Origin of the sequence: Pseudomonas sp. PH1b, assembly GCF_000633395.1 — a bacterium.
In the GTDB taxonomy this organism is placed as follows: domain Bacteria; phylum Pseudomonadota; class Gammaproteobacteria; order Pseudomonadales; family Pseudomonadaceae; genus Aquipseudomonas.
This window is the reverse complement of the sequence record NZ_AYMU01000005.1, coordinates 205811-226328: the sequence shown is the minus strand read 5'-3', so window position 1 is coordinate 226328 and position 20518 is coordinate 205811. Positions and strand designations below refer to the sequence as shown.

Genomic DNA, 20518 nt, shown 5'->3' with positions numbered 1-20518 from the left:
CCACAAAACCCGGGACCTGCAGCGGTTTTGCGCGATATTTCATTCTTTTAAGAGTTTTTAACAATTTGCCCCTGCTTTTACACAAGGGCAGGCGTTCACCAGGCCGGCACGCCACTGTGAAAACGGAACTCCGGATCCGGCGACTCGATCAGCTCCTGCTCCGCCGCCCGCACCCGGTCGATGACCTGGGCGATGTCCTTGGCGTCGCCATACTGATAGGCCAGCTTCAGGTAGCCCTGGTAGTGCCGGGCCTCGCTCTTGAGCAGGCCGAAGTAGAACTTGCCCAGCTCCTCGTCCAGGTGCGGCACCAGGGCCTCGAAGCGCTCGCAACTGCGGGCTTCGATAAAGGCCCCCACCACCAAGGTATCCACCAGCTTCACCGGCTCGTGGCTGCGCACCACCTTGCGCAGGCCCGAGGCATAGCGCCCGGCATGCAACTGGCGCAGCTCGACCTTGCGCCGCTTCATCAGGCGCAGTACCTGTTCGTGGTGCACCAGCTCTTCCCGGGCCAGACGCGACATCATGTTGATCAGGTCGAGGTGGGAATGGTACTTGGCGATCAGGCTCAGGGCGGTGCTGGCGGCCTTGAACTCGCAATTCTTGTGGTCGATCAGCAGGGTTTCCTGGTCGGCCAGGGCCGCCTGGACCCAGGCATCGGGCGTGCGGCAGCCAAGAAAGTCGGGAATTTCAGGAAAGTTCATCGGCGCATTTCCGAACAATCAGCCACGACCGCAAAGCGGCAGGCAGCACTATCAGTGATCGTTAACATGAGGCTCACGGGACAAAAGGCTTCATAGCGAAAGGCCGGCGATTATACCGGCCGGGCCGCAGACCACCAGCGGCCGCGATTGATATGCATCAACATCCGGCTCGGGCGCCAGCAACTATAGTTGTGCACGCTAGGGTCTGTTCCCGTTTGGTGACGAGCCGCGTTGCTGGGCCAAACGGGAACAGACCCTAACCGTTCATCCCTTCCTGGAGATCCCGATCATGCAAAGTATCCGCAGTATCCTGGTGGTCATCGATCCCACGCCCGGCGAAAGTCTCGCCCTCAAGCGCGCCAAGCTGATTGCCGGGGTCACCCAGGCCCACCTGCACCTGCTGGTCTGCGACAAGAAGCACGAGCATTCGGCGCTGCTCAGCGTACTCAAGAGCAGCCTGAGCGGCGAAGGCTATAGCGTTACCACCGAGCAGGCGTGGAACGAGAGCCTGCACGAAACCATCATTGACGTGCAGCAGGCCGAAGGCTGTGGCCTGGTGATCAAGCAGCACCTGCTGGACAACCCGTTGAAGAAGGCCCTGCTGACCCCGGCGGACTGGAAGCTGCTGCGCTACTGCCCGACCCCGGTGCTGCTGGTCAAGAGCGCCACGCCCTGGAGCGGCGGCGTGGTCATGGCGGCGATCGACGTCGGCAACATGGACGGCGAGCACCGCACCCTGCACGCCAGCATCGTCGACAACGGCTTCGACATCGCCAGCCTGGCCAAGGCCCAGTTGCATGTGATCAGCGCCCACCCATCACCGATGCTCTCGGCCTCCGACCCGGTGTTCCAGCTCAAGGAAACCATCGAGAAGCGTTATCGCGAGGAGTGCAAGGCGTTCCAGGCCGAGTTCGACATCGACGATGCGCACCTGCATATCGAAGAGGGCCCGGCGGATGTGCTGATTCCCCACATGGCCCACAAGCTCGGGGCGGTGCTGACCATCATCGGCACCGTGGCCCGCACCGGCTTGTCGGGGGCCTTGATCGGCAACACTGCCGAAGTGGTGCTGGACTCTCTGGACAGCGACGTGCTGGTGCTCAAGCCGGCGGACATCATGGACCACCTGGAAGAACTCGCCGCCAAGGCCTGAGCCCCTTCCCCGCGACGCCACGGCGTAACCTGCGTCGACCATGACGACGCCTTCGCTGGCAAGCCAGCTCCTACAAGGACGGCGCCTAGGAAATCGGCGTCAACCCCCGCCCCGTAGGAGCCGGCTTGCCGGCGAAGGGGCCCTCAAGCCTGGCACCGCCCCCACCGACGCCTTCGCTGGCAAGCCAGCTCCTACAAGGGCGGTGCCTGGGAAATCGGCGTCAACCCCCGCCCCGTAGGAGCCGGCTTGCCGGCGAAAGGGCCCTCAAGCCTGGCGCCGCCCTCGCCGACGCCTTCGCTGGCAAGCCAGCTCCTACAAGGGCGGTGCCTGGGAAATCGGCGTCAACCCCCGCCCCGTAGGAGCCGGCTTGCCGGCGAAGAGGCCCTCAAGCCTGGCGCCGCCCTCGCCGACGCCTTCGCTGGCAAGCCAGCTCCTACAAGGGCGGTGCCTGGGAAATCGGCGTCAACCCCCGCCCCGTAGGAGCCGGCTTGCCGGCGAAAGGGCCCTAAGGCCTGGCGCTGCACCCGCCGACGCCTTCGCCGGCCAGCCAGCGCCTACGTTGGCATTTGCGAGGGGCAAATCAGCCCAGGGCTTCCTTGAGAAAACCCGGGGCGATGTAGCGCTGGTAATGGGCTTCGGAGAGCAGGAAGAATTCCCGATCAATGGCGTCGCGCAACTCCGGCAGGCCCCAGTCGCGAAACTCCGGCAACAGCACCATCCCGTAGGCATCCAGCTGAATGATCACTCGCGCGCCGCGGGCAATCAGCTGGTAGGCCCAGCAGTACTCCGACTGGTGCGGCACGAAGCGGATCTTGCGCTGCTCCAGTTGCGCCCGCAGGCGCTCGGGATCGAAGACTTCCAGCTTGCCGGCCATCACCTGCACCAGCAGTTGCTCCAGACGCAGCCAGACCGCGCGCTTCTCCTGTTCGTTGTAACCGTTCCAGTTGATCACTTCATGGTGGAAACGCTTGCAGCCACGGCACACCAGGTCACCGTAGACAGTGGAACAGAGGCCGACGCAGGGGGTCTTGATGGTCTGATTGGGCATAGATAGACAGCACGCAGGAAAACAAAACAGGTCGCAATGTTAGCCCTTTGTCTAACATTGATCACCCCTCAAAGTTTAATACGCCAACTTACGTTCAGGCTTTTTTTACCGTAGAATCAGCCAGCCTTTTTAGGCGCCAATGTCCGTTTGAAGCTGTTTTCAAAGCGTCACGAGCACAGTCGTTCCTTCAGAGCGGTGTTGGCGAGGGATTTTTCCAGCGGGGAAAAATCCAGCGCCAACCCTCATCAGCTCCCGTTCTGCAGGCGTAAAACTTTGAAAGCAGCTTCTGTAAGGAATTGTCGGTAATTCTGGCTAAGTGGCCCACAACGCCACGCAGCGCATGAGTACGGCAATTTCGGGATGAGCGTCCCGGACACCCATTTGGGACCACTGATGAGGGTAATAACTGTGCTTGAAGCCTACCGCAAACATATCGAAGAGCGTGCAGCACTGGGTATCGTTCCCCAGCCGCTTAACGCCGAACAAACTGCAGGCCTGGTCGAGCTGCTGAAGAATCCCCCGGCTGGCGAAGAAGCTTTCCTGGTTGACCTGATCACCAACCGCGTTCCACCAGGAGTCGACGAAGCCGCCTACGTCAAGGCCGGTTTCCTTTCCGCCCTGGCCAAAGGCGAAGTCTCCTCCCCCCTGATCGACAAGAAACGCGCCGTTGAACTGCTGGGCACCATGCAGGGCGGCTACAACATCGTGACCCTGGTGAACCTGCTGGACGACGCCGAACTGGCGCCCGTAGCCGCAGCTCAACTCAAGCACACCCTGCTGATGTTCGACGCCTTCCACGACGTCGCGGAAAAAGCCAAGAACGGCAACGTTCACGCCCAAGGCGTACTGCAATCCTGGGCCGACGGCGAGTGGTTCAAGAACCGCCCGGTACTGGCCGACAAGATCAGCCTGCGGGTGTTCAAGGTCACCGGCGAAACCAACACCGACGACCTCTCCCCTGCCCCTGACGCCTGGTCCCGCCCGGACATCCCGCTGCACGCCCTGGCCATGCTGAAAATGGCCCGTGATGGCATCGTGCCTGACGTGCAAGGCTCCATCGGCCCGATGAAGCAGATCGAGCAGATGCGCAACGACAGCTTCCCGATCGCCTACGTCGGCGACGTGGTCGGTACCGGTTCGTCGCGTAAATCGGCCACCAACTCGGTGCTGTGGTTCTTCGGCGACGACGTTCCCTATGTGCCGAACAAGCGTGCTGGCGGTTTCTGCTTCGGCAGCAAGATCGCTCCGATCTTCTACAACACCATGGAAGACGCCGGCGCCCTGCCGATCGAATTCGACGTGTCGAAGATGAACATGGGCGACGTGATCGACCTGTACCCGCACGCTGGCAAAGTCTGCAAGCACGGCACCGACGAAGTCCTGGCCACCTTCGAAATGAAGACCCCGGTCCTGTTGGACGAAGTACGTGCCGGCGGCCGTATCCCGCTGATCATCGGCCGCGGCCTGACCGAGAAGGCCCGCGCCGAGCTGGGCCTGCCTGCGTTCGACCTGTTCAAGAAGCCTGAAGCCCCCATTGAAAGCACCAAGGGTTTCACCCTGGCGCAGAAGATGGTCGGCAAGGCCTGCGGTCTGGCAGAAGGCCAAGGCGTTCGTCCTGGCACCTACTGCGAACCGAAGATGACCACCGTGGGTTCCCAGGACACCACCGGTCCCATGACCCGTGACGAACTGAAAGACCTGGCGTGCCTGGGCTTCTCCGCTGACCTGGTGATGCAGTCGTTCTGCCACACCGCGGCGTATCCGAAGCCGATCGACGTGACCACCCACCACACCCTGCCTGACTTCATCATGACCCGTGGCGGCGTGTCCCTGCGTCCGGGCGACGGCATCATCCACTCGTGGCTGAACCGCATGCTGCTGCCAGACACCGTCGGCACCGGTGGTGACTCCCACACCCGTTTCCCGATGGGCATCTCGTTCCCGGCCGGTTCCGGCCTGGTAGCGTTCGCCGCGGCCACCGGCGTCATGCCGCTGGACATGCCGGAATCGATCCTGGTGCGCTTCAAAGGCACGATGAAACCTGGCATCACCCTGCGTGACCTGGTGCATGCCATTCCTTACTTCGCCATCCAGAACGGCCTGCTGACCGTCGAGAAGAAAGGCAAGAAAAACGCCTTCTCCGGCCGCATCCTGGAAATCGAAGGCCTGGAAGGTCTGACCCTGGAGCAAGCGTTCGAACTGTCCGACGCCTCGGCCGAACGTTCGGCTGCCGGTTGCACCATCAAGCTGTCGAAAGAGTCGATCACCGAGTACCTGAACTCCAACATCACCCTGCTGCGCTGGATGATCGGCGAAGGCTACGGCGATGCACGTACCCTGGAACGTCGTGCTCAAGCGATGGAAGCCTGGGTTGCCAACCCGCAACTGATGGAAGCCGACGCCGACGCCGAATACGCCGAAGTGATCGAAATCGACCTGGCCGACATCAGCGAGCCGGTACTGTGCGCGCCGAACGACCCGGACGACGCCCGTCTGCTGTCCAGCGTTGCTGGCGAGAAGATCGACGAAGTGTTCATCGGCTCGTGCATGACCAACATCGGTCACTTCCGCGCTGCCGGTAAACTGCTGGATCAGGTCAAGGGTCAGCTGCCAACCCGTCTGTGGCTGTCGCCGCCGACCAAGATGGACGCTCACCAACTGACCGAGGAAGGCTACTACGGCATCTACGGCAAGGCTGGCGCACGCATGGAAATGCCGGGCTGCTCGCTGTGCATGGGTAACCAGGCTCGCGTTGAGCCGAACAGCACCGTGGTGTCGACTTCGACCCGTAACTTCCCCAACCGTCTGGGCGATGGTGCCAACGTCTACCTGGCTTCGGCCGAACTGGCGTCGGTGGCTTCGATCCTGGGTCGCCTGCCGACCGTCGAGGAGTACATGGAATACGCTGGCAAGATCGACAGCATGGCGGCCGATATCTACCGCTACCTGTCCTTCGACCAGATCGCCGAGTTCCGTGAAGCGGCAGCCAACGCCAACATCCCGGTGGTGCAAGCCTAAGGTTGTAGCGTTGTAAGAAAAAACGCCGCGTATCCTGCGATACGCGGCGTTTTTTTATGCCTGGGACAAAGCCCCGGCCTTCCAGCCCCGCAGGCTTTCCTGCAGCGTGTCGTCGACGCTGGTGCCGCTGAGCAGCACCTGGTATTCGCGGCTCGAGGGCAAGGCCGCCAGCGCATCCCTGGCCTCGTGCTTGAGGCGCGCCAGGGCCAGGTGCTTGTGTTCCAGGCTGACCTGGCGGAAGAACTCGTCCAGGGCTTCGATGCTGGTGCCGTCCAGGTCTGGCGATTCCTCCAGGCTGAGGATGATGCTGTGGATCGGCACCTCGACCTGGCGGATCAAGCGCAATGCCCCGCCCAGGATGCGCTCGGCATTGGCGAAGAACAGCGCCTCCCCCGGACGCAGGATCAGCACCCCGGGCACCTGCCGCGCCTGCGGATGCCGGCTCAGGTCGACGAAGTCATGGCCGCTGCCCAACTGGCCGAGGATCTGGATATCCGCCGCCGACATCTGCCGCAGCATCAGCAGGATGCTGATGCCCACCGACAGCAGCAGCCCGTCCAGCACCCCCAGCACCAGCACCGCGGTGACCGCACAGATCACCAGCAGCCGATCCCGTCGCCAGATGAAGTAGCGCCCCAGGGGCTGCAGGCTCAGGCCGTGGCCCAGGGCGTACATGACGATCGCCGCCAGCACCGGCTCCGGGGTCAGGGCGATGTAGGGCAGTACCGTCAACACGATCAGCAGCATCACCGCTGCCGCCGTCAGCCCCGCCAGGCGTGAACCGGCACCCGCGGCTTCGTTGGCCGAGGTGGCCGAGTAGCCGGCACCGGCGGGCATGCCGTGGAACAACCCCGACACCAGGTTGGAGGCGCCCAGGGCCAGCAAGTCGCGGTTGGACGAAACCCGGTCGCCGTGCTTCAGGGCAAAGGAACTGATGGAGCCGTAGGACTCGGCATACAGGATCATCACCAGGGCAAAGGCCAGTTCCCCCAGGCGCAGCCAGTCGGCAAAGGGCAATTGCGGCAGGCTCGGCACTTCCAGGTTGAGCTCGATGACGCCGATCAGTGCTACACCGTGGGCCGGCAGGTTGAGCCATTGTCCGGCGCCGATGCCGATCACCACCGCCACCAGCCCGCCCGGCACGTAGCGGATCCGCGAACAGATGATCAGCACCAGCAAGGCCCCCGCGGCCACTGCCGCTCCGGCCCAGTTCCAGCGCGGCCATTGCTCCAGCAACTGCGGCAGGAAACGCACCAGGTTGCCGTTATCCAGGTGCACCCCGACCACCGTGGCGAACTGCTTGAGAATGATGGTCAGCGCCAGGCCGAAGGCAAAGCCGCGCAACACCGGCTTGGCGATGAAGGCGGTGACCCCGCCGAGCCGGAACAGGCCGGCGAGAACGAAAAACGCCCCGGTCAGCAGCACCAGGGCGAAGGCCAGGCTCAGGCGTAGCTGGGCATCGCCGGCGGCCAGGGACAGGGTCGCCGCCGCCAGCACCGCCGCCGATGAGGAGGTGGCCGAGACAATGGCGAAGCGGCTGGTGCCGAACAGGCCGTAGCACAGCAACCCGGCGAACAGGGCAATCACCCCGGCCTGGGGCGGCAAGGCGGCGATGCTGGAATAGGCCACCGCCTCGGGCAGCAGCAGGCCGGCGATGGAGAGCCCGGCCAGCAGGTCCTGGGTACGCCGGGGCGCGGGCGTGGCAGGCGCCTGCCCGGGTTGATCAGTCGACAATCTGGCCCACCCATCCTGGCAAGTAACGTGCGTCCTGGCTGCGCGCCAGCTTCATGGCCCGGGCCTGAACCTTGGCCCCCAGCTTGCCCAGTGCCTCGCTGTCGATGCGCCGGCGGAAAAAGTCGGCCCAGAGGAACTCGCTGAACGGCGTGGCGTCCTTGGCAAAACCGCCGGCACGGCGCAATTGACCGGCCAGGCTGCGGTAGGGATCGTCCTGCAGGTCGAGGATGCGCTTGGGGATGCGCTCGAATGATCGGCGGATGCCCAGTGCATCGTAGGGATGGGCCCACTGGTTGAAGGCCATCACTTCCCAGAAACTTGCCGGCTCGACGAAGGACAGGTCCTTGAGCACCAGCAGCGGCACGTGCTTGACCTCCTCCTGCAACAGGGCCAGGCCAAAGTGGTGGTGGTCGACCATGTAATAGCGCTGCTGGGGACCCAGCACGCAGGGAAACCAGTGGTCATCCAGGGCCGCCTTGCGTGCTTTGCGCTTGAGCTGCTGCCACTCCTCGCGCTTGGCCTGGACTTCGGCCAGGCCGACGGTGAGCTGGGTCGGGTGCAGGGTCTCCAGCCGGGCGCGGATCAACTGCGGGTGGGCACGGGGCATGAACGGACTCCAGGCAGGAACAAAATCATCAGCGTAGACCTTTATTCCGGGAACCCGCGGATCTGCGTCAAGCCCCTGGAACAGGCCCGCGCCAACCGCTCCTCCTCCATCAGCGCCGCGCGCAAAGCACAACGCCGCCGGTGCTGTGGAGCACCGGCGGCGTCGTGGGTCCCGGGCGCTGAGACTTAGCGCGTGGTGGCCAGGGAGAACACCAGCGCACTGATGGCCACCAGGCCCACCAGGGTCACGAAGACATTGGAGGCCTGGCCGCGGTAGCGGGCCATGGCCGGCACCTTGCGAATGGCGTACATGGGCATCAGGAACAGGATCGAGGCGATCACCGGACCGCCAAAGGCTTCGATCATCTTCAGGATGCTCGGGTTGAGGGTCGCCACCACCCAGCAGATCACCAGCATGAAGGCTGCGGTCATGCGGTCCAGGGCTTTTGCACCAGGACGTCGACGGCCCTTGAGGATCAGGCCCTTGAGGCCTTCGCTGGCACCGATGTAGTGGCCGAGGAAGGACTTGGCAATGGCCACGAAGGCAATCAACGGCGCGGCGAAGGCGATGGTCGGATTGCTGAAGTGGTTGGCCAGGTAGGACAGGATCGACAGGTTCTGTTCCTTGGCCTCGGCCAGTTGCGCCGGCGACAGGGTCAGCACGCAACTGAAGACGAAGAACAGCACCATGGCCACCATCAACAGGTGGGCCCGGGACAGGATCTGCGAGCTGCGCTGTTCGGCGTGCTGGCCGTAGCGGCGCTTCTGGTCAACGGCAAAGGCCGAGATGATCGGCGAGTGGTTGAAGGAGAACACCATCACCGGGATCGCCAGCCAGAGGGTGTGCAGGAAGGCCGAAGGCGCCGGTACGTCGCTGATGGTGGTGAGGATGCCGCCGTTCCAGTGAGGGATCAGGAACACCGCGAGGAACAGCAAGGCAACGATGAAGGGATAGACCATCAGGCTCATGGCCTTGACGATCACCTGCTCACCGCAGCGCACCACGGCCAGCAGGCCGAGGATCAGCACCAGGGACAGCAGCGCTCGCGGTGGCGGCTCGATATGCAGCTGGTTGGCCATGAAGCTGCCGACGGTGTTGGTCAGGGCCACGCTGTAGATCAGCAGGATGGGGAAGATGGCGAGGAAGTAGAGCAAGGTGATCAGGGCACCGGCACTGAGCCCGAAATGCTCTTCCACCACTTCGGTGATGTCTGCACCTTCACGCCCGGAAAGCACGAAACGGGTCAGCCCGCGGTGCGCGTAGAACGTCATGGGGAAGGCCAGCAGCGCCAGGATCAGCAGCGGCCAGAAGCCGCCAATGCCCGCATTGATAGGCAGAAACAAAGTACCCGCACCGATGGCGGTGCCAAACAGGCCCAGCATCCAGGTGGTGTCTTGACGGTTCCAGCGGCTCAGGGTCGCTGGGGCCGCCGTTTCAAAGCGTTGATCAACGCTGTTGGCCTGATCATTCATCCGGTGGGATCTCCACATTCCGGTCAATTGCCATATCGGTCAGGGCCAGTCGGAGTACCCGACAGGCAGTGCCCCGCCGAAACAGAGGGGGCGCGATTGTCCGGGATTCCGAGGGCGCTGCATAGACTTAGCTGAGGAACGGTTTATACGCTGCAGATTTGCCTGGCGAGGTGTCTGGTCCGGCCCTCTCCCTCAGATTGCCGGTCACGCCTTGCGGTCCGCCGCCGAGCCCCTCCTGCCCTCCCGGCCGCAAGGCACGCCGGCGCCGGGGTCGGACCGCGTTGACAAGCTTCATGGCGCGACGGCATGATCGGTCCCCATGAATATCTACGCGCTGAACCCTGCCTCCACCACCACGACTGCCTCAGGCGGGTCGTGTGGTGGCTGTGCAGGATGAAGCAAGCACAGTAGAACCAAGGCCCCGCCAGCAATGGACGGGGCCTTTTGTTTCTCCGTCCACCTGGCACTACAAGGAGAGACAAGATGCCTTCATCCCATGCCAAGCGTGCCCTGCTGGTGATCGACATGCAGGTTGGCCTGTTCAACGGACCGGACAAACCCTACAAGCGCGAGCAGGTCCTGGAAAACATCAATCAGCTGATTCGCCGCGCCCGCCAGGCCGGAGCGCCGATCTTCGCCGTGCGCCATACCGGCCCTGCCGAATCGCCGATTGCCGCCGGCAGCCCGTTCTGGCAGTTGCTGCCGACCCTGGAGCTGGATGAAGCGCAGGACAGTGTGCTGGACAAGACCCGCCCCAACTGCTTTGCCGGCACCGACCTGGCCCAGCGCCTGAAGGAGGCCGGGGTCGAGGAACTGGTGGTGGTCGGGATGAAGACCCAGTATTGCGTGGACGCCACCTGCCGCGCCGCCAGCGACCTGGGCTTCACCGTGCTGCTGGTGGAAGACGCCCACACCTGCATGGACACCCCGCTGCTGGGGGCGAAGAAGATCATCGCCCACCATAACGCCACCTTGAACGGCCCTTTCGTGCGCCTGGCCAAGACCCCGGACCTGAGCTTCTAGAGAAGCCATCCCCTACCCCACCCGGGTCGCGCCGGCAACGGCGCAACGCCCCGGGAAGGGCCTCGCCAGGCATTGCCAAAAAGCCGGCAAAACCGCACTCTTGAGCCCTTTCCCCGCTTTTATGGAGTTTTCCATGAGTGCCACGACAGTCGCCGGGTGCGTGCTCTACAGCCTTCACCCAGCCACCCTGGCGCAGTTCTATGCCGAGCTCCTCGGCTGGCCGATCAGCGAACGCCATGACGACTACCAGCAACTCGTGCACCAGGGCTTCGAACTGACCCTGGTCCAGGTGCCGGCGGCAATTGCCGCGGGTATCCAGTTGCAGGCCCCGCCCCAGCCTCGCAGCGATTCAGCCTGCAAGCCGGTGTACCAGGTGGCCGACCTGCAGCAGGCCCGCCAGCGTGCCGCCGCAGCCGGTGGCCGGTTGTACCCCAGCGAACGCGAATGGCTGTTCAAGGAGGCCCGGGTCTGCGACGGCGTCGACCCGGAAGGCAACATTTTCCAACTGCGCCAGCCCCTGCCCCGCTAACCCCCTGGAGGAAGCCCCCGATGCGTGCCACCGTCCTGGTCCTGGTTGAAAACGTCAACGCCTACCTGCCCCTGCTGGAGCAGCAGGGTTTCTACCTGATCCTGGCGCCGACGCCCGCCGAGCGGGCCCGGGCGATCCGTGATCACGCCGGGCAGATCGATGCGGTCCTGACCCGTGGCCCGCTGGGCCTGACGGCCGCGGAGATCCAGGCCCTGCCGCGCCTGCAGATCATCTGCGTGATCGGCGCCGGTTATGAACAGGTGGACCTGCAGGCGGCGAGCAACCGCGGGATTGCGGTGACCAATGGCGCTGGGGTCAATGCCTCGTCCGTGGCCGATCACGCCCTGGCCCTGCTGCTGTCCCTGGTGCGCGGGATTCCCCAGGCCGATGCAGCGGTGCGCCAGGGGCAATGGCCGAAAATCACCCGCCCGTCCCTGGCCGGCATGCGCCTGGGGATTCTCGGCCTCGGCGCGGTGGGCCAGGCCATTGCCCGGCGCTGCGCCCTGGGCTTCGACATGCAGGTCAGCTATCACAGCCGCCAGCCCAGGCCGGAACAGCCCTACGGCTTTTGCTCGACCCTGGTCGAACTGGCCCGGGCCTCAGACGTGCTGGTGATCGCCACCCCCGGCGGCGCCGAGACCCGGCACCTGGTGGACGGGCCGGTGCTGCAAGCTTTGGGGGCGGAAGGTTTCCTGGTCAATGTCGCCCGGGCCAGCGTGGTGGATACCGACGCGTTGCTGCAAGCCCTGGAGCAGCGACGGATTGCCGGCGCGGCCCTGGATGTGTTCGATGACGAGCCCCAGGTGCCGGACCGCTTCAAGCTCCTGGACAACGTAGTGCTCACGCCCCATGTTGCCGGGCTCTCGCCCCAGGCCAGCCGCGACACCGTGGCCATGGTCGGGCGCAACCTCAGCGCGCACTTCGACGGCCAGCCGCTGCTGACCCCGCTGGCCCTGCCCGCGGCGAACCGACTGGCGCCCTGAGCAACGGGCAATGTCTATGCTGGTAGGGCCGGCCTGCCAGCCAAGGTGTTTTATTTCCCGATCTGAAGACCAGAAATCCCACACGCTGCGAAGCTGGTGCCTACCGTCTCGGGGGAAGATTCAAACGCTTGTATCAAAAGCAATGATTGTCCGGCAACACGCGTACCTATAAAGGCCCGCCACGATTGTGAGGGGCCGGTGGGCGCATTAGATTAGCCAATAATCTCTGGCCTCCAGAATAAGCAGAAGGGATAAGCATGGCGCTTACAGACCAATCCACCCGTACTCGATCCGGCGAAGAACTCGATGCCAGCCTGATCGATCCGTACCTCAAGGCGCACATCCCCGGGCTCAGCGGTACACCGCAGATCAGCCAGTTCCCCGGTGGTGCCTCGAACCTCACCTACCTGCTGGAATACCCCGGGCAGGAGTTCGTCCTGCGGCGGCCGCCCTTCGGCCACAAGGCCAAGTCCGCCCACGACATGGGCCGTGAGTTCCGCATTCTCAACCAGCTCAAGGACGGCTTTCCCTACTGCCCGAAAGCCTACGTGCACTGCACCGACGAGTCGGTGATAGGCGCCGAGTTCTATGTCATGGAACGGGTCAAGGGCATCATCCTGCGCTCCGACCTGCCGCCGGAACTGGGGCTTGACGCCGACCAGACCCAGGCCCTGTGCAAGAGCTTCATCGACCGCCTGGTGGAGCTGCACCAGGTCGACTACCACGCCTGCGGCCTGGGTGACCTGGGTCGCCCCGAAGGCTACGTGCAACGCCAGATCAAGGGTTGGAGCGAGCGCTACGAAAAAGCCCTGACCCCCGATGCGCCGCAATGGACAGCGGTCAAGGCCTGGCTCAACGACAAGATGCCCGCCGACCACCCGACCTCGAGCATCGTGCACAACGACTACCGCTTCGACAACGTGATCCTCGACCCGCAGAACCCGATGCGGATCATCGGCGTACTGGACTGGGAACTGACCACCCTGGGGGATCCGCTGATGGACCTGGGCAACAGCCTGGCCTACTGGATCGAGGCCGCCGACCCGGCGCCGGTGCAACTGATGCGCCGCCAGCCGAGCAACGCCCCGGGCATGCTGAGCCGCCAGGCGTTCGTCGACTACTACGCCGAGCGTTCGGGGATCGAGATCGGCAACTTCGACTTCTACTACACCTACGGCCTGTTCCGCCTGGCCGGTATCGTGCAGCAGATCTACTACCGCTTCTACCACGGCCAGACCCAGGACAAACGCTTCGCCCAGTTCATCCACATGAACAAGCTGCTGGAGCAGATGAGCCTGCAGGTCATCGCCAAGTCCAGCCTCTGACCGCGCCCCGGCGCCCGACAGCCACAACAAGGAAAAACCATGTCCAAGACTCAGATGTTCGACCTCGACGGCAAGATCGCTTTCGTTTCCGGCGCCAGCCGCGGTATCGGCGAGGCGATTGCCAAGCTGCTGGCCCAGCAAGGGGCCCACGTGATCGTTTCGAGCCGCAAGCTCGAGGGCTGCCAGCACGTGGCCGACGCCATCATCGCGGACGGCGGCAAGGCCACGGCAATTGCCTGCCACATCGGTGAGATGGAACAGATCAGCCAGGTCTTCGCTGGCATCCGTGAACAGTTCGGACGCCTGGACATCCTGGTCAACAACGCCGCCACCAACCCGCAGTTCTGCAACGTGCTGGACACTGACCTGGGGGCCTTCCAGAAGACCGTCGACGTGAACATCCGCGGCTACTTCTTCATGTCGGTGGAAGCCGGCAAGCTGATGCGCGAGAACGGCGGCGGCAGCATCATCAACGTGGCCTCGATCAACGGCGTATCGCCGGGGATCTTCCAGGGCATCTACTCGGTGACCAAGGCCGCGGTGATCAACATGACCAAGGTCTTCGCCAAGGAATGCGCACCGTTCGGCATCCGCTGCAACGCCCTGCTGCCGGGCCTGACCGACACCAAGTTCGCCTCGGCCCTGGTGAAGAACGACGCCATCCTCAAGACCGCCCTGGCGCAGATCCCCCTCAAGCGCGTGGCCGACCCGAGCGAAATGGCCGGCGCAGTGCTGTTCCTCGCCAGCGATGCCTCCAGCTACACCACCGGCGTTTCGCTGAATGTGGATGGCGGCTTTCTCTCCTGAATCCTGAAAAGGCAGCCTGGGGGCTGCCAGCCCTCGCATCAGGTTGAAGGTTTTCCTGACGCCCCCGGGCTGGGCGGGCCGCGAAGAGCGGGCCTGCCAAACAGCCCCGCAGGTGCAAGCTCCCTAGCCACAGCACAAGCGGCAAGCCACAAGCCACAAGCCACAAGCCACAAGCCACAAGTTTGGAGCTTGAAGCTTGCCGCTTGCCGCTTGCCGCTTGCCGCTTGCCGCTTGCCGCTCAATTTCATTTCCACCAATTGCAATTATTGAATTTTTATTCCATAACACACCTCCCTACAATAATAATTCTGCAGGTGCGGTTATGGATGAACTTGGTATTGGCTTGATCGGCACCGGTTTCATGGGCCGTGCCCACGCCCTGGCGTTTCGCAGTGTCAGTGCGGTGTTCGAACTGCCGGTGCGCCTGCACCTGGCGGCCCTGGCGGATGCCGATGCCGAGCGTGCCGGGCACTGCGCCGCAGCCTGGGGCTTTGCCCAGGCCCACACCGACTGGCAGCAACTGATCGCCAATCCCCGGGTTGGCCTGGTGGCCATCACCACCCCCAATCACCTGCACTTTCCCATGGCCATGGCTGCATTGGCGGCGGGCAAGGCGGTGTACTGCGAAAAACCCCTGGCGGTCAGCGTCGATCAGGCCCGGCAGATGCACCACGCGGCTCAGGCTGCCGGGGTAGTGACCCGGGTCGGCTACAACTACCAGCACAACCCGATGATCGTCCTGGCCCGGGAACTGATCGGCAGCGGCGAGCTGGGGCAACTGGTGAGTTTCCAGGGGGAATTCAGCGAAGACTTCATGGCCGACCCGGATTCGCCCTGGTCCTGGCGCTGTGATCCACAGCACGCCGGTGGCGCCCTGGCCGACCTGGGCAGCCATCTACTGGCCATGGCGCGCTTTCTCATGGGCCCGGTCCAGGCGGTAAGCGCCGATACCCAGACCGTGCACCTGCAGCGCCCGACCCACGCCGGCAGCCAGGAACGGCGCGGCATTGCCGTGGACGATCAGGCCCACGCCCTGCTGCGCTTCGCCAATGGCGCCCGGGGCACCTTCTGCAGCAGTTGGATCAAGCACGGCTACAAGAACCATTTGAGCTTCGAAATCAGCGGCACCCTCGGTACGTTGGCCTTCGACCAGGAGCAGCTCAACGAACTGCACCTGTACCGAGTCGGCCAGAAAGGCTTCCAGCGCCTGCTGGCCGGGCCCACCCTGCCCGGCTACGCGGCCTTCAGCCCGGCACCGGGGCACCAACTGGGATACAACGAGCTCAAGACCCTGGAGGTTCAGGAACTGATCATGGCCCTGGGGGGACAGGGTCGCGATGGCACGGATTTCCAGGAAGCCTGGGAAGTGGAGCGCCTGGCGGCGGCGATCCGCATTGCCGCCCAGGAACAGCGCTGGGTGACACTGTAGGAGCCGGCTTGCCGGCGAAGGTGGTCTTGCGGGCCCCTTCGCTGGCGAGCCAGCTCCTACAGCTGGCAGTGATTCCGTGGGGAGTCTGTAGGAGCCGGCTTGCCGGCGAAGGCGGTCTTGCCGGCCTCTTCGCTGGCAAGCCAGCTCCTACGGCTGGCAGAAATATCGCGGGAAGTCTGTAGGAGCCGGCTTGCCGGCGAAGGCGATCTTGCGGGCCCCTTCGCTGGCAAGCCAGCTCCTACGGCTGGCAGAGAAATCGTGGGGAGTCTGTAGGAGCCGGCTTGCCGGCGAAGGCGGTCTTGCGGGCCCCTTCGCTGGCAAGCCAGCTCCTACGGCTGGTAGAGATATCGCGCTGGGGTTACAGGGGGAGCGCGGCCAGGCGTGCGGCCAGGGCCTTGGCTTGCAGGGCGACGTCGGTGACGGCGGTGCTTTCCCACCACAGGCCACGCAGGGGGGGACCGAGGGCGAACAGGCGCTCGGCCACTGCGCCCTCGGCGTTGTGCACCGCGCCCATCGGGTCGGCGCTGATGCCCAGGGCCAGGGGCCCCGGCCGTACCAGGCCTCGGGCCAGCAGTTGCCGGGGCAAGGGTCGCGCCACTCGCCGCCAGTCGTATTCGATGCCGCTGGAGTTGATCAGTGCGTCGCCCAGCATCCGTGTGCGCTCACTCGTCCCGCGATAGCGCAGGACAATCGCCAATTGGCCATCAGCAGCCGGTTCCAACCCCTGGTAGCACGCGGCGTGAATCCGCAACCGCCCTTCCCCGTGCAGGCGCGCCAGCAATTCGGCGCTCAAGGGTGGCGAGCGGTGGTGGTGACTCTCCCACCAGGGCCGCACATGCCGCACGAACTGTCGGCGCTGTACCTCGGTGGCCTGGCTCCAGAGCCGGCCGATATGGGCCCGCACCGTGTCCAGGGGCGCCTGCCAGTCGATTCCCCGGGCCTGGGCCTGGCGGCATTGGCGGCGCAGCTCGCCCATCAGTTGGCGCGGTGTGCGGATGCTCGGGTCCTGCGCCAGGAAGTCGCTCCAGACTGGGGGCTGGCGCCGTACATGGGGCAACAGCCCGTGGCGGGAAAACACCTCGATGGGCCCGCGATGCCCGGCCTGCTCCAGGGACACCACGGCATCGACCATGGTCAAGCCGGCGCCAATGATCAGCACCCGGGCCTGGGGGTCCAGCTGTGCCATGGCCGGGACATCCCAGGGATCCAGCGCCGCCGCATTCAAGCCGCTGGACTCGGTCTGGGGGGTACGCGCCGCCGGGAACATGCCGGTGGCCAGCACGGCAACGGCGCCGTGCAACTGGCGGCCGTCAGCCAGGGTCAGGCGAGCCCCGGCAGGGTCGATTTGCAGGTCCACCGCTTCGCCGCGCACATGCTGTACCGAGGACAGGTATTGCGCGCCGGCCACCCGAGCTTCGGCCAAGCGTTGCTGAACATAGACGCCAAACAGGCCCCGGGGTGGGAACAGCTCGCTGACCGGCACGGGCTGCTGCGCCGACTCGGGCCAGCCACCGCCGGCAATATGCTCGGCCAGCCATTGGCTCAGGTCATCGGGGTTGTCCGGGTCGACGCTCATGCGCGCCGCATTGCCGTTCAGGGTATGCCCCAGTTCCACGGCGCTGTAGGCCTCGCCGCGCCCCAGCTCGCTGCGGGGCTCGATCACCAGGATGCGCCGCCGGCCTGGCAGGCGCAGCAATTGCGCCGCGAGCAAGGTGCCACTGAGGCCACCGCCGACAATCAGGATTTCGGCGTCTCGGCTGGCCGCTAGCGCAGGGGTCTGGTTCATGGAGTGCTCACGGTCAATGTTGGCCCTGGAAACAGTCATGCCGCACCTCGGCGCACGGCAAGCCTGCTGGAGCGCCAGGTTACTGCGTGGCCCGGCGTTCAGGAAGCGTGGCGGCGCCTTGCGCACAGGTTTCCGGCGCTGGAGGCAATGTCCGCGAGGATCATAAACGCCGCAGCCAGGCGAACCTCATCCAGCGATACCAAAGAACTAGAAACCCCGGCTCGTTCGTCCTCCGACCAACAGCGCCGGTAGTGTGTGCCTGCTGGGTAAAGACCGGGCTCTGGCCACTTTCCAGCCATTGCTGCAGCAGCAACGGCAACCCGTCAGGCTGGCGTCCACGGGACTCGTTCCAAGGCCCGGCGCTGGGTGCGGCGCCGAACCAACGCCCCTCGGGCCGGGCAGCCTCCCTGACGCCCAGCAACTGGACAAAGGTCAGCGACTGCACTCGCGGCCTCGCTGGCAGCGCAGACAATGGCTGATGGCTGATCAGCCAGCGCGGCGCCAGGGCCGGCTCGGCCAGGGAATGCCAGAACGCCAGTGGCACAGGCTCGGAAACAAAGCCGTGACTCGGCCGCCAGCGCCAGAGGTGGCGTTGCAACACCTGGGGCGAACACTCCGCCCCCAGGCACCGCACCTGGGCACCCAGGCTCTGGGCAGCCAGGGCCAGCAGCAACATGGCGGGATCGGCGTCGCCACTGAGCAGCAACTGCGAACCGGCTGTCAGCTCGTGCTGGCGCAGGCCATCGGCCAGGCGCTGGACATCGCGCAGCACATCGATCCAGCGCCACACCCACCAGCGCCCCAGGCGTCTGTGACGCAAGGCCGTGCGCAAGGGGCTGACCCGGGCCCAATGACCCAATTGCGCCAAGGCCTCAGGCAACTGCAGCAGAACGGCGTCGTCGGGCCCGTTGCAGGGTGGACAGGAAGACAACTGATTCATGGAACACCTCGCTCGTGCAGACAAGAGCGTGCGGTGGTCCGCTGGCTGGATCAGCCGTAGCCGCAGGGTGCATCTGCGAGCACAGCCTCGACGTTCAGGGTCATGCGCTCTTCTGCGCCGCCTGGCGCTGCTGGCCGAGGTTGCGCCAGGCACTGCCCGGGTGGCTTTCGGGCAGGCGCGGGCCCGCACCGAAGAGTTTTTCCCGCAGGGTGCCCGGGCTGTAGTCGGTCTTGTACACGCCGCGCTTCTGCAACTCCGGCACCAGCAACTCCACGGCATCGATAAAGGTTTCGTGGGTCAGTGCATAGGCCAGGTTGAAACCATCGACGTCGGTGTCCTCGACCCATTCCTGGAGCAGGTCGGCCACGGTTTCCGGGCTGCCGACAAACAGCGGGCCAAAACCGCCGATGCCCACCCAGTCGGCCAGTTCGTGAGGGGTCCAGACCTTGTTCGGATCTGCCGTGGAAAAGGCCTCCACCGCCGACTGGATGGCGTTGGTGTGCACATGCTTGAGGGGCTCGTCGGGCTTGAAGCGGCTGAAGTCGATGCCGGTCCAGCCGGAAATCAGCGCCAGGGCCCCCTCATAGCTGACCCAGGATTTGTACTCTTCGAACTTGGCCCTGGCCTTGGCATCGGTCTCGCCAAGGATCACCGTCTGCAGGTTGAAGATCAGCACCTTCGACGGGTCGCGCCCGGCCTCGGCAGCGCGGCGACGGATATCGGCCACGGTGTTTTTCAGCAGGACCTTGGACGGCGCGGCAACGAACACGCATTCGGCGTGCTCAGCGGCGAACTGCTTGCCGCGGCTCGACGCACCGGCCTGGTAGAGCACCGGGGTGCGCTGCGGCGAAGGCTCGCAGAGGTGGATGCCCGGCACCTGGAAGTGCCTGCCCACGTGCTGGATCTCGTGGATCTTGCTCGGGTCGCTGAAGATGCGCCGCTCGCGGTCCCGCAGGATCGCGCCGTCCTCCCAACTGCCCTCCCAGAGCTTGTAGCAGACCTCCAGGTATTCCTCGGCGTAGTCGTAGCGGGCGTCGTGCTCGGTCTGGGCCTGGTGCCCGATGTTCTTCGCCCCGCTCTCCAGGTAGGAGGTGACGATGTTCCAGCCGGCGCGGCCCTTGGTCAGGTGGTCGAGGGTAGAGAGGCGTCGGGCGAAGGGATAGGGGTGCTCGAAGGACAGCGAAGCCGTCAGGCCGAACCCCAGGTGCTCGGTGACCAGGGCCATGGGCGGAATCAGCTGCAACGGATCGTTGACCGGCACCTGGGCCGCCTGGCGGATCGCCGCCTCGCCACGGCCCTGGTAGACGTCGTAGATGCCCAGCACATCGGCGATGAACAAGCCGTCGAACTTGCCCTTTTCAAGGATCTTCGCCAGCTCGGTCCAGTACTCCAGGTCCTTGTACTGCCAGGAGCGATCCCGGGGATGCGCCCAGAGCCCCGGCGACTGATGGCCGACACAGTTCATGTCGAAGGCATTGAGGCGAATTTCACGGGACATCGGACCACCCTCCTGCAACCTGGGGCAGCACGCCGTTGAGGCGGTAGTTGCCGATCAATGAGTACTTCAAGCGCAACGGGTCGTGCAGCATCGAGGGCTGCGGGCTGCGCTGGCCGGTGAGTTCGAATTCGGCATTGCCGCTGGCCAGCAGCGCTTGGGCGGCGGCAATCGCCGCCTCGGTCAGGGCGATATGGATCTCGGCCGGGTGCTGTTTCGCCTGCAGTTGGCGCTGGGCTCGCTCCTGCAGGGCGGCGGCCACTTCGATACGGATCTGCAGGTCGCCAAAGCGGCTGATCACAAAAGGGTCTTCGTTGGCCCTGGGCAGGCCGTTGGCGGACCGCGCCTGTTCGCGGACATGCTCCAGGGTCCGCTGCAACAAGGTCCGGGCTCGCTGCAGGTCCTCGGCGCTGTGGGCCAGGGCCGTTTCCGGGCTGTCGGGTCGAGTCAATGCATTCATCGGGGGCG

At 64.7% G+C, this 20518-nt stretch carries 17 protein-coding genes; 8 read left to right on the top strand and 9 right to left on the bottom strand.

Annotated features, from left to right (window positions below; translation table 11 throughout):
• Positions 1-95 precede the first annotated feature (95 nt).
• A complete protein-coding gene (locus U873_RS0110400; protein WP_025128195.1) occupies positions 96-701 on the bottom strand; it encodes a tRNA-(ms[2]io[6]A)-hydroxylase in 606 nt (201 codons plus the stop codon).
• 289 nt (positions 702-990) lie between these two features.
• On the opposite strand from U873_RS0110400, the gene U873_RS0110395 reads away from it, so the two are divergent.
• Entirely contained in the window at positions 991-1854 is an 864-nt protein-coding gene (locus U873_RS0110395) for a universal stress protein (RefSeq protein ID WP_025128194.1), read from the top strand.
• Between the two features lie 580 nt (positions 1855-2434).
• Here the strand turns inward: U873_RS0110395 and U873_RS0110390 are convergent.
• Complete coding sequence (locus U873_RS0110390) at positions 2435-2902, bottom strand: DUF1289 domain-containing protein (protein WP_025128193.1); 468 nt, start codon at positions 2900-2902, stop codon at positions 2435-2437.
• 408 nt (positions 2903-3310) lie between these two features.
• Between U873_RS0110390 and acnB the strand changes: the two genes are divergently transcribed.
• Positions 3311-5920, top strand: coding sequence for a bifunctional aconitate hydratase 2/2-methylisocitrate dehydratase (gene acnB, locus U873_RS0110385; protein ID WP_025128192.1), 2610 nt, complete (start codon positions 3311-3313; stop codon positions 5918-5920).
• 54 nt (positions 5921-5974) lie between these two features.
• Here acnB and U873_RS0110380 read toward each other — a convergent pair whose 3' ends face one another.
• From U873_RS0110380 to U873_RS0110370, 3 genes are all read right to left on the bottom strand, one after another.
• Positions 5975-7654 carry a SulP family inorganic anion transporter gene (locus tag U873_RS0110380; protein ID WP_025128191.1) on the bottom strand — a complete coding sequence of 560 codons (1680 nt, stop codon included), beginning with the start codon at positions 7652-7654 and terminating at the stop codon, positions 5975-5977.
• On the bottom strand, positions 7644-8261 hold the full coding sequence (locus U873_RS0110375) for a ParB-like protein (RefSeq protein WP_025128190.1): 618 nt from the start codon (positions 8259-8261) through the stop codon (positions 7644-7646). Before U873_RS0110375 ends, U873_RS0110380 begins: the two co-directional genes overlap by 11 nt.
• Before the next feature lie 185 nt (positions 8262-8446).
• The gene (locus tag U873_RS0110370; RefSeq protein ID WP_025128189.1) at positions 8447-9733 is read right to left on the bottom strand and encodes a serine/threonine transporter; all 1287 of its coding nucleotides are present in this window, start codon (positions 9731-9733) and stop codon (positions 8447-8449) included.
• A 483-nt stretch (positions 9734-10216) separates the two neighbouring features.
• Here U873_RS0110370 and U873_RS0110365 point away from each other — a divergent pair, with 483 nt between their 5' ends.
• The 6 genes from U873_RS0110365 to U873_RS0110340 all read left to right on the top strand — a co-directional run bounded on the left by U873_RS0110365 (position 10217) and on the right by U873_RS0110340 (position 15829).
• Positions 10217-10756, top strand: a complete 540-nt coding sequence (locus U873_RS0110365) for a cysteine hydrolase family protein (RefSeq protein ID WP_025128188.1) — start codon at positions 10217-10219, stop codon at positions 10754-10756.
• A gap of 133 nt (positions 10757-10889) precedes the next feature.
• Positions 10890-11285 carry a VOC family protein gene (locus U873_RS0110360; RefSeq protein WP_025128187.1) on the top strand — a complete coding sequence of 132 codons (396 nt, stop codon included), beginning with the start codon at positions 10890-10892 and terminating at the stop codon, positions 11283-11285.
• A 20-nt stretch (positions 11286-11305) separates the two neighbouring features.
• Positions 11306-12268 (top strand): 2-hydroxyacid dehydrogenase, encoded by a 963-nt coding sequence (locus U873_RS0110355; protein ID WP_025128186.1) that lies wholly within the window; start codon positions 11306-11308, stop codon positions 12266-12268.
• A 257-nt stretch (positions 12269-12525) separates the two neighbouring features.
• Complete coding sequence (locus tag U873_RS0110350; RefSeq protein WP_025128185.1) at positions 12526-13593, top strand: phosphotransferase family protein; 1068 nt, start codon at positions 12526-12528, stop codon at positions 13591-13593.
• Between the two features lie 39 nt (positions 13594-13632).
• The gene (locus U873_RS0110345) at positions 13633-14400 is read left to right on the top strand and encodes an SDR family oxidoreductase (RefSeq protein ID WP_025128184.1); all 768 of its coding nucleotides are present in this window, start codon (positions 13633-13635) and stop codon (positions 14398-14400) included.
• 322 nt (positions 14401-14722) lie between these two features.
• A complete protein-coding gene (locus tag U873_RS0110340) occupies positions 14723-15829 on the top strand; it encodes a Gfo/Idh/MocA family protein (RefSeq protein WP_025128183.1) in 1107 nt (368 codons plus the stop codon).
• A gap of 358 nt (positions 15830-16187) precedes the next feature.
• Here the strand turns inward: U873_RS0110340 and U873_RS0110335 are convergent, their stop codons facing one another.
• The 4 genes from U873_RS0110335 to U873_RS0110320 form a co-directional block, all read right to left on the bottom strand.
• Entirely contained in the window at positions 16188-17615 is a 1428-nt protein-coding gene (locus U873_RS0110335) for an FAD/NAD(P)-binding protein (protein ID WP_025128182.1), read from the bottom strand.
• Positions 17616-17775: 160 nt separating this feature from the next.
• On the bottom strand, positions 17776-18555 hold the full coding sequence (locus U873_RS0110330) for a hypothetical protein (RefSeq protein ID WP_025128181.1): 780 nt from the start codon (positions 18553-18555) through the stop codon (positions 17776-17778).
• A gap of 100 nt (positions 18556-18655) precedes the next feature.
• Positions 18656-20053, bottom strand: coding sequence for an LLM class flavin-dependent oxidoreductase (locus U873_RS0110325; protein ID WP_025128180.1), 1398 nt, complete (start codon positions 20051-20053; stop codon positions 18656-18658).
• Positions 20043-20510 (bottom strand): acyl-CoA dehydrogenase, encoded by a 468-nt coding sequence (locus U873_RS0110320; RefSeq protein ID WP_025128179.1) that lies wholly within the window; start codon positions 20508-20510, stop codon positions 20043-20045. Before U873_RS0110320 ends, U873_RS0110325 begins: the two co-directional genes overlap by 11 nt.
• Positions 20511-20518: the final 8 nt, after the last annotated feature.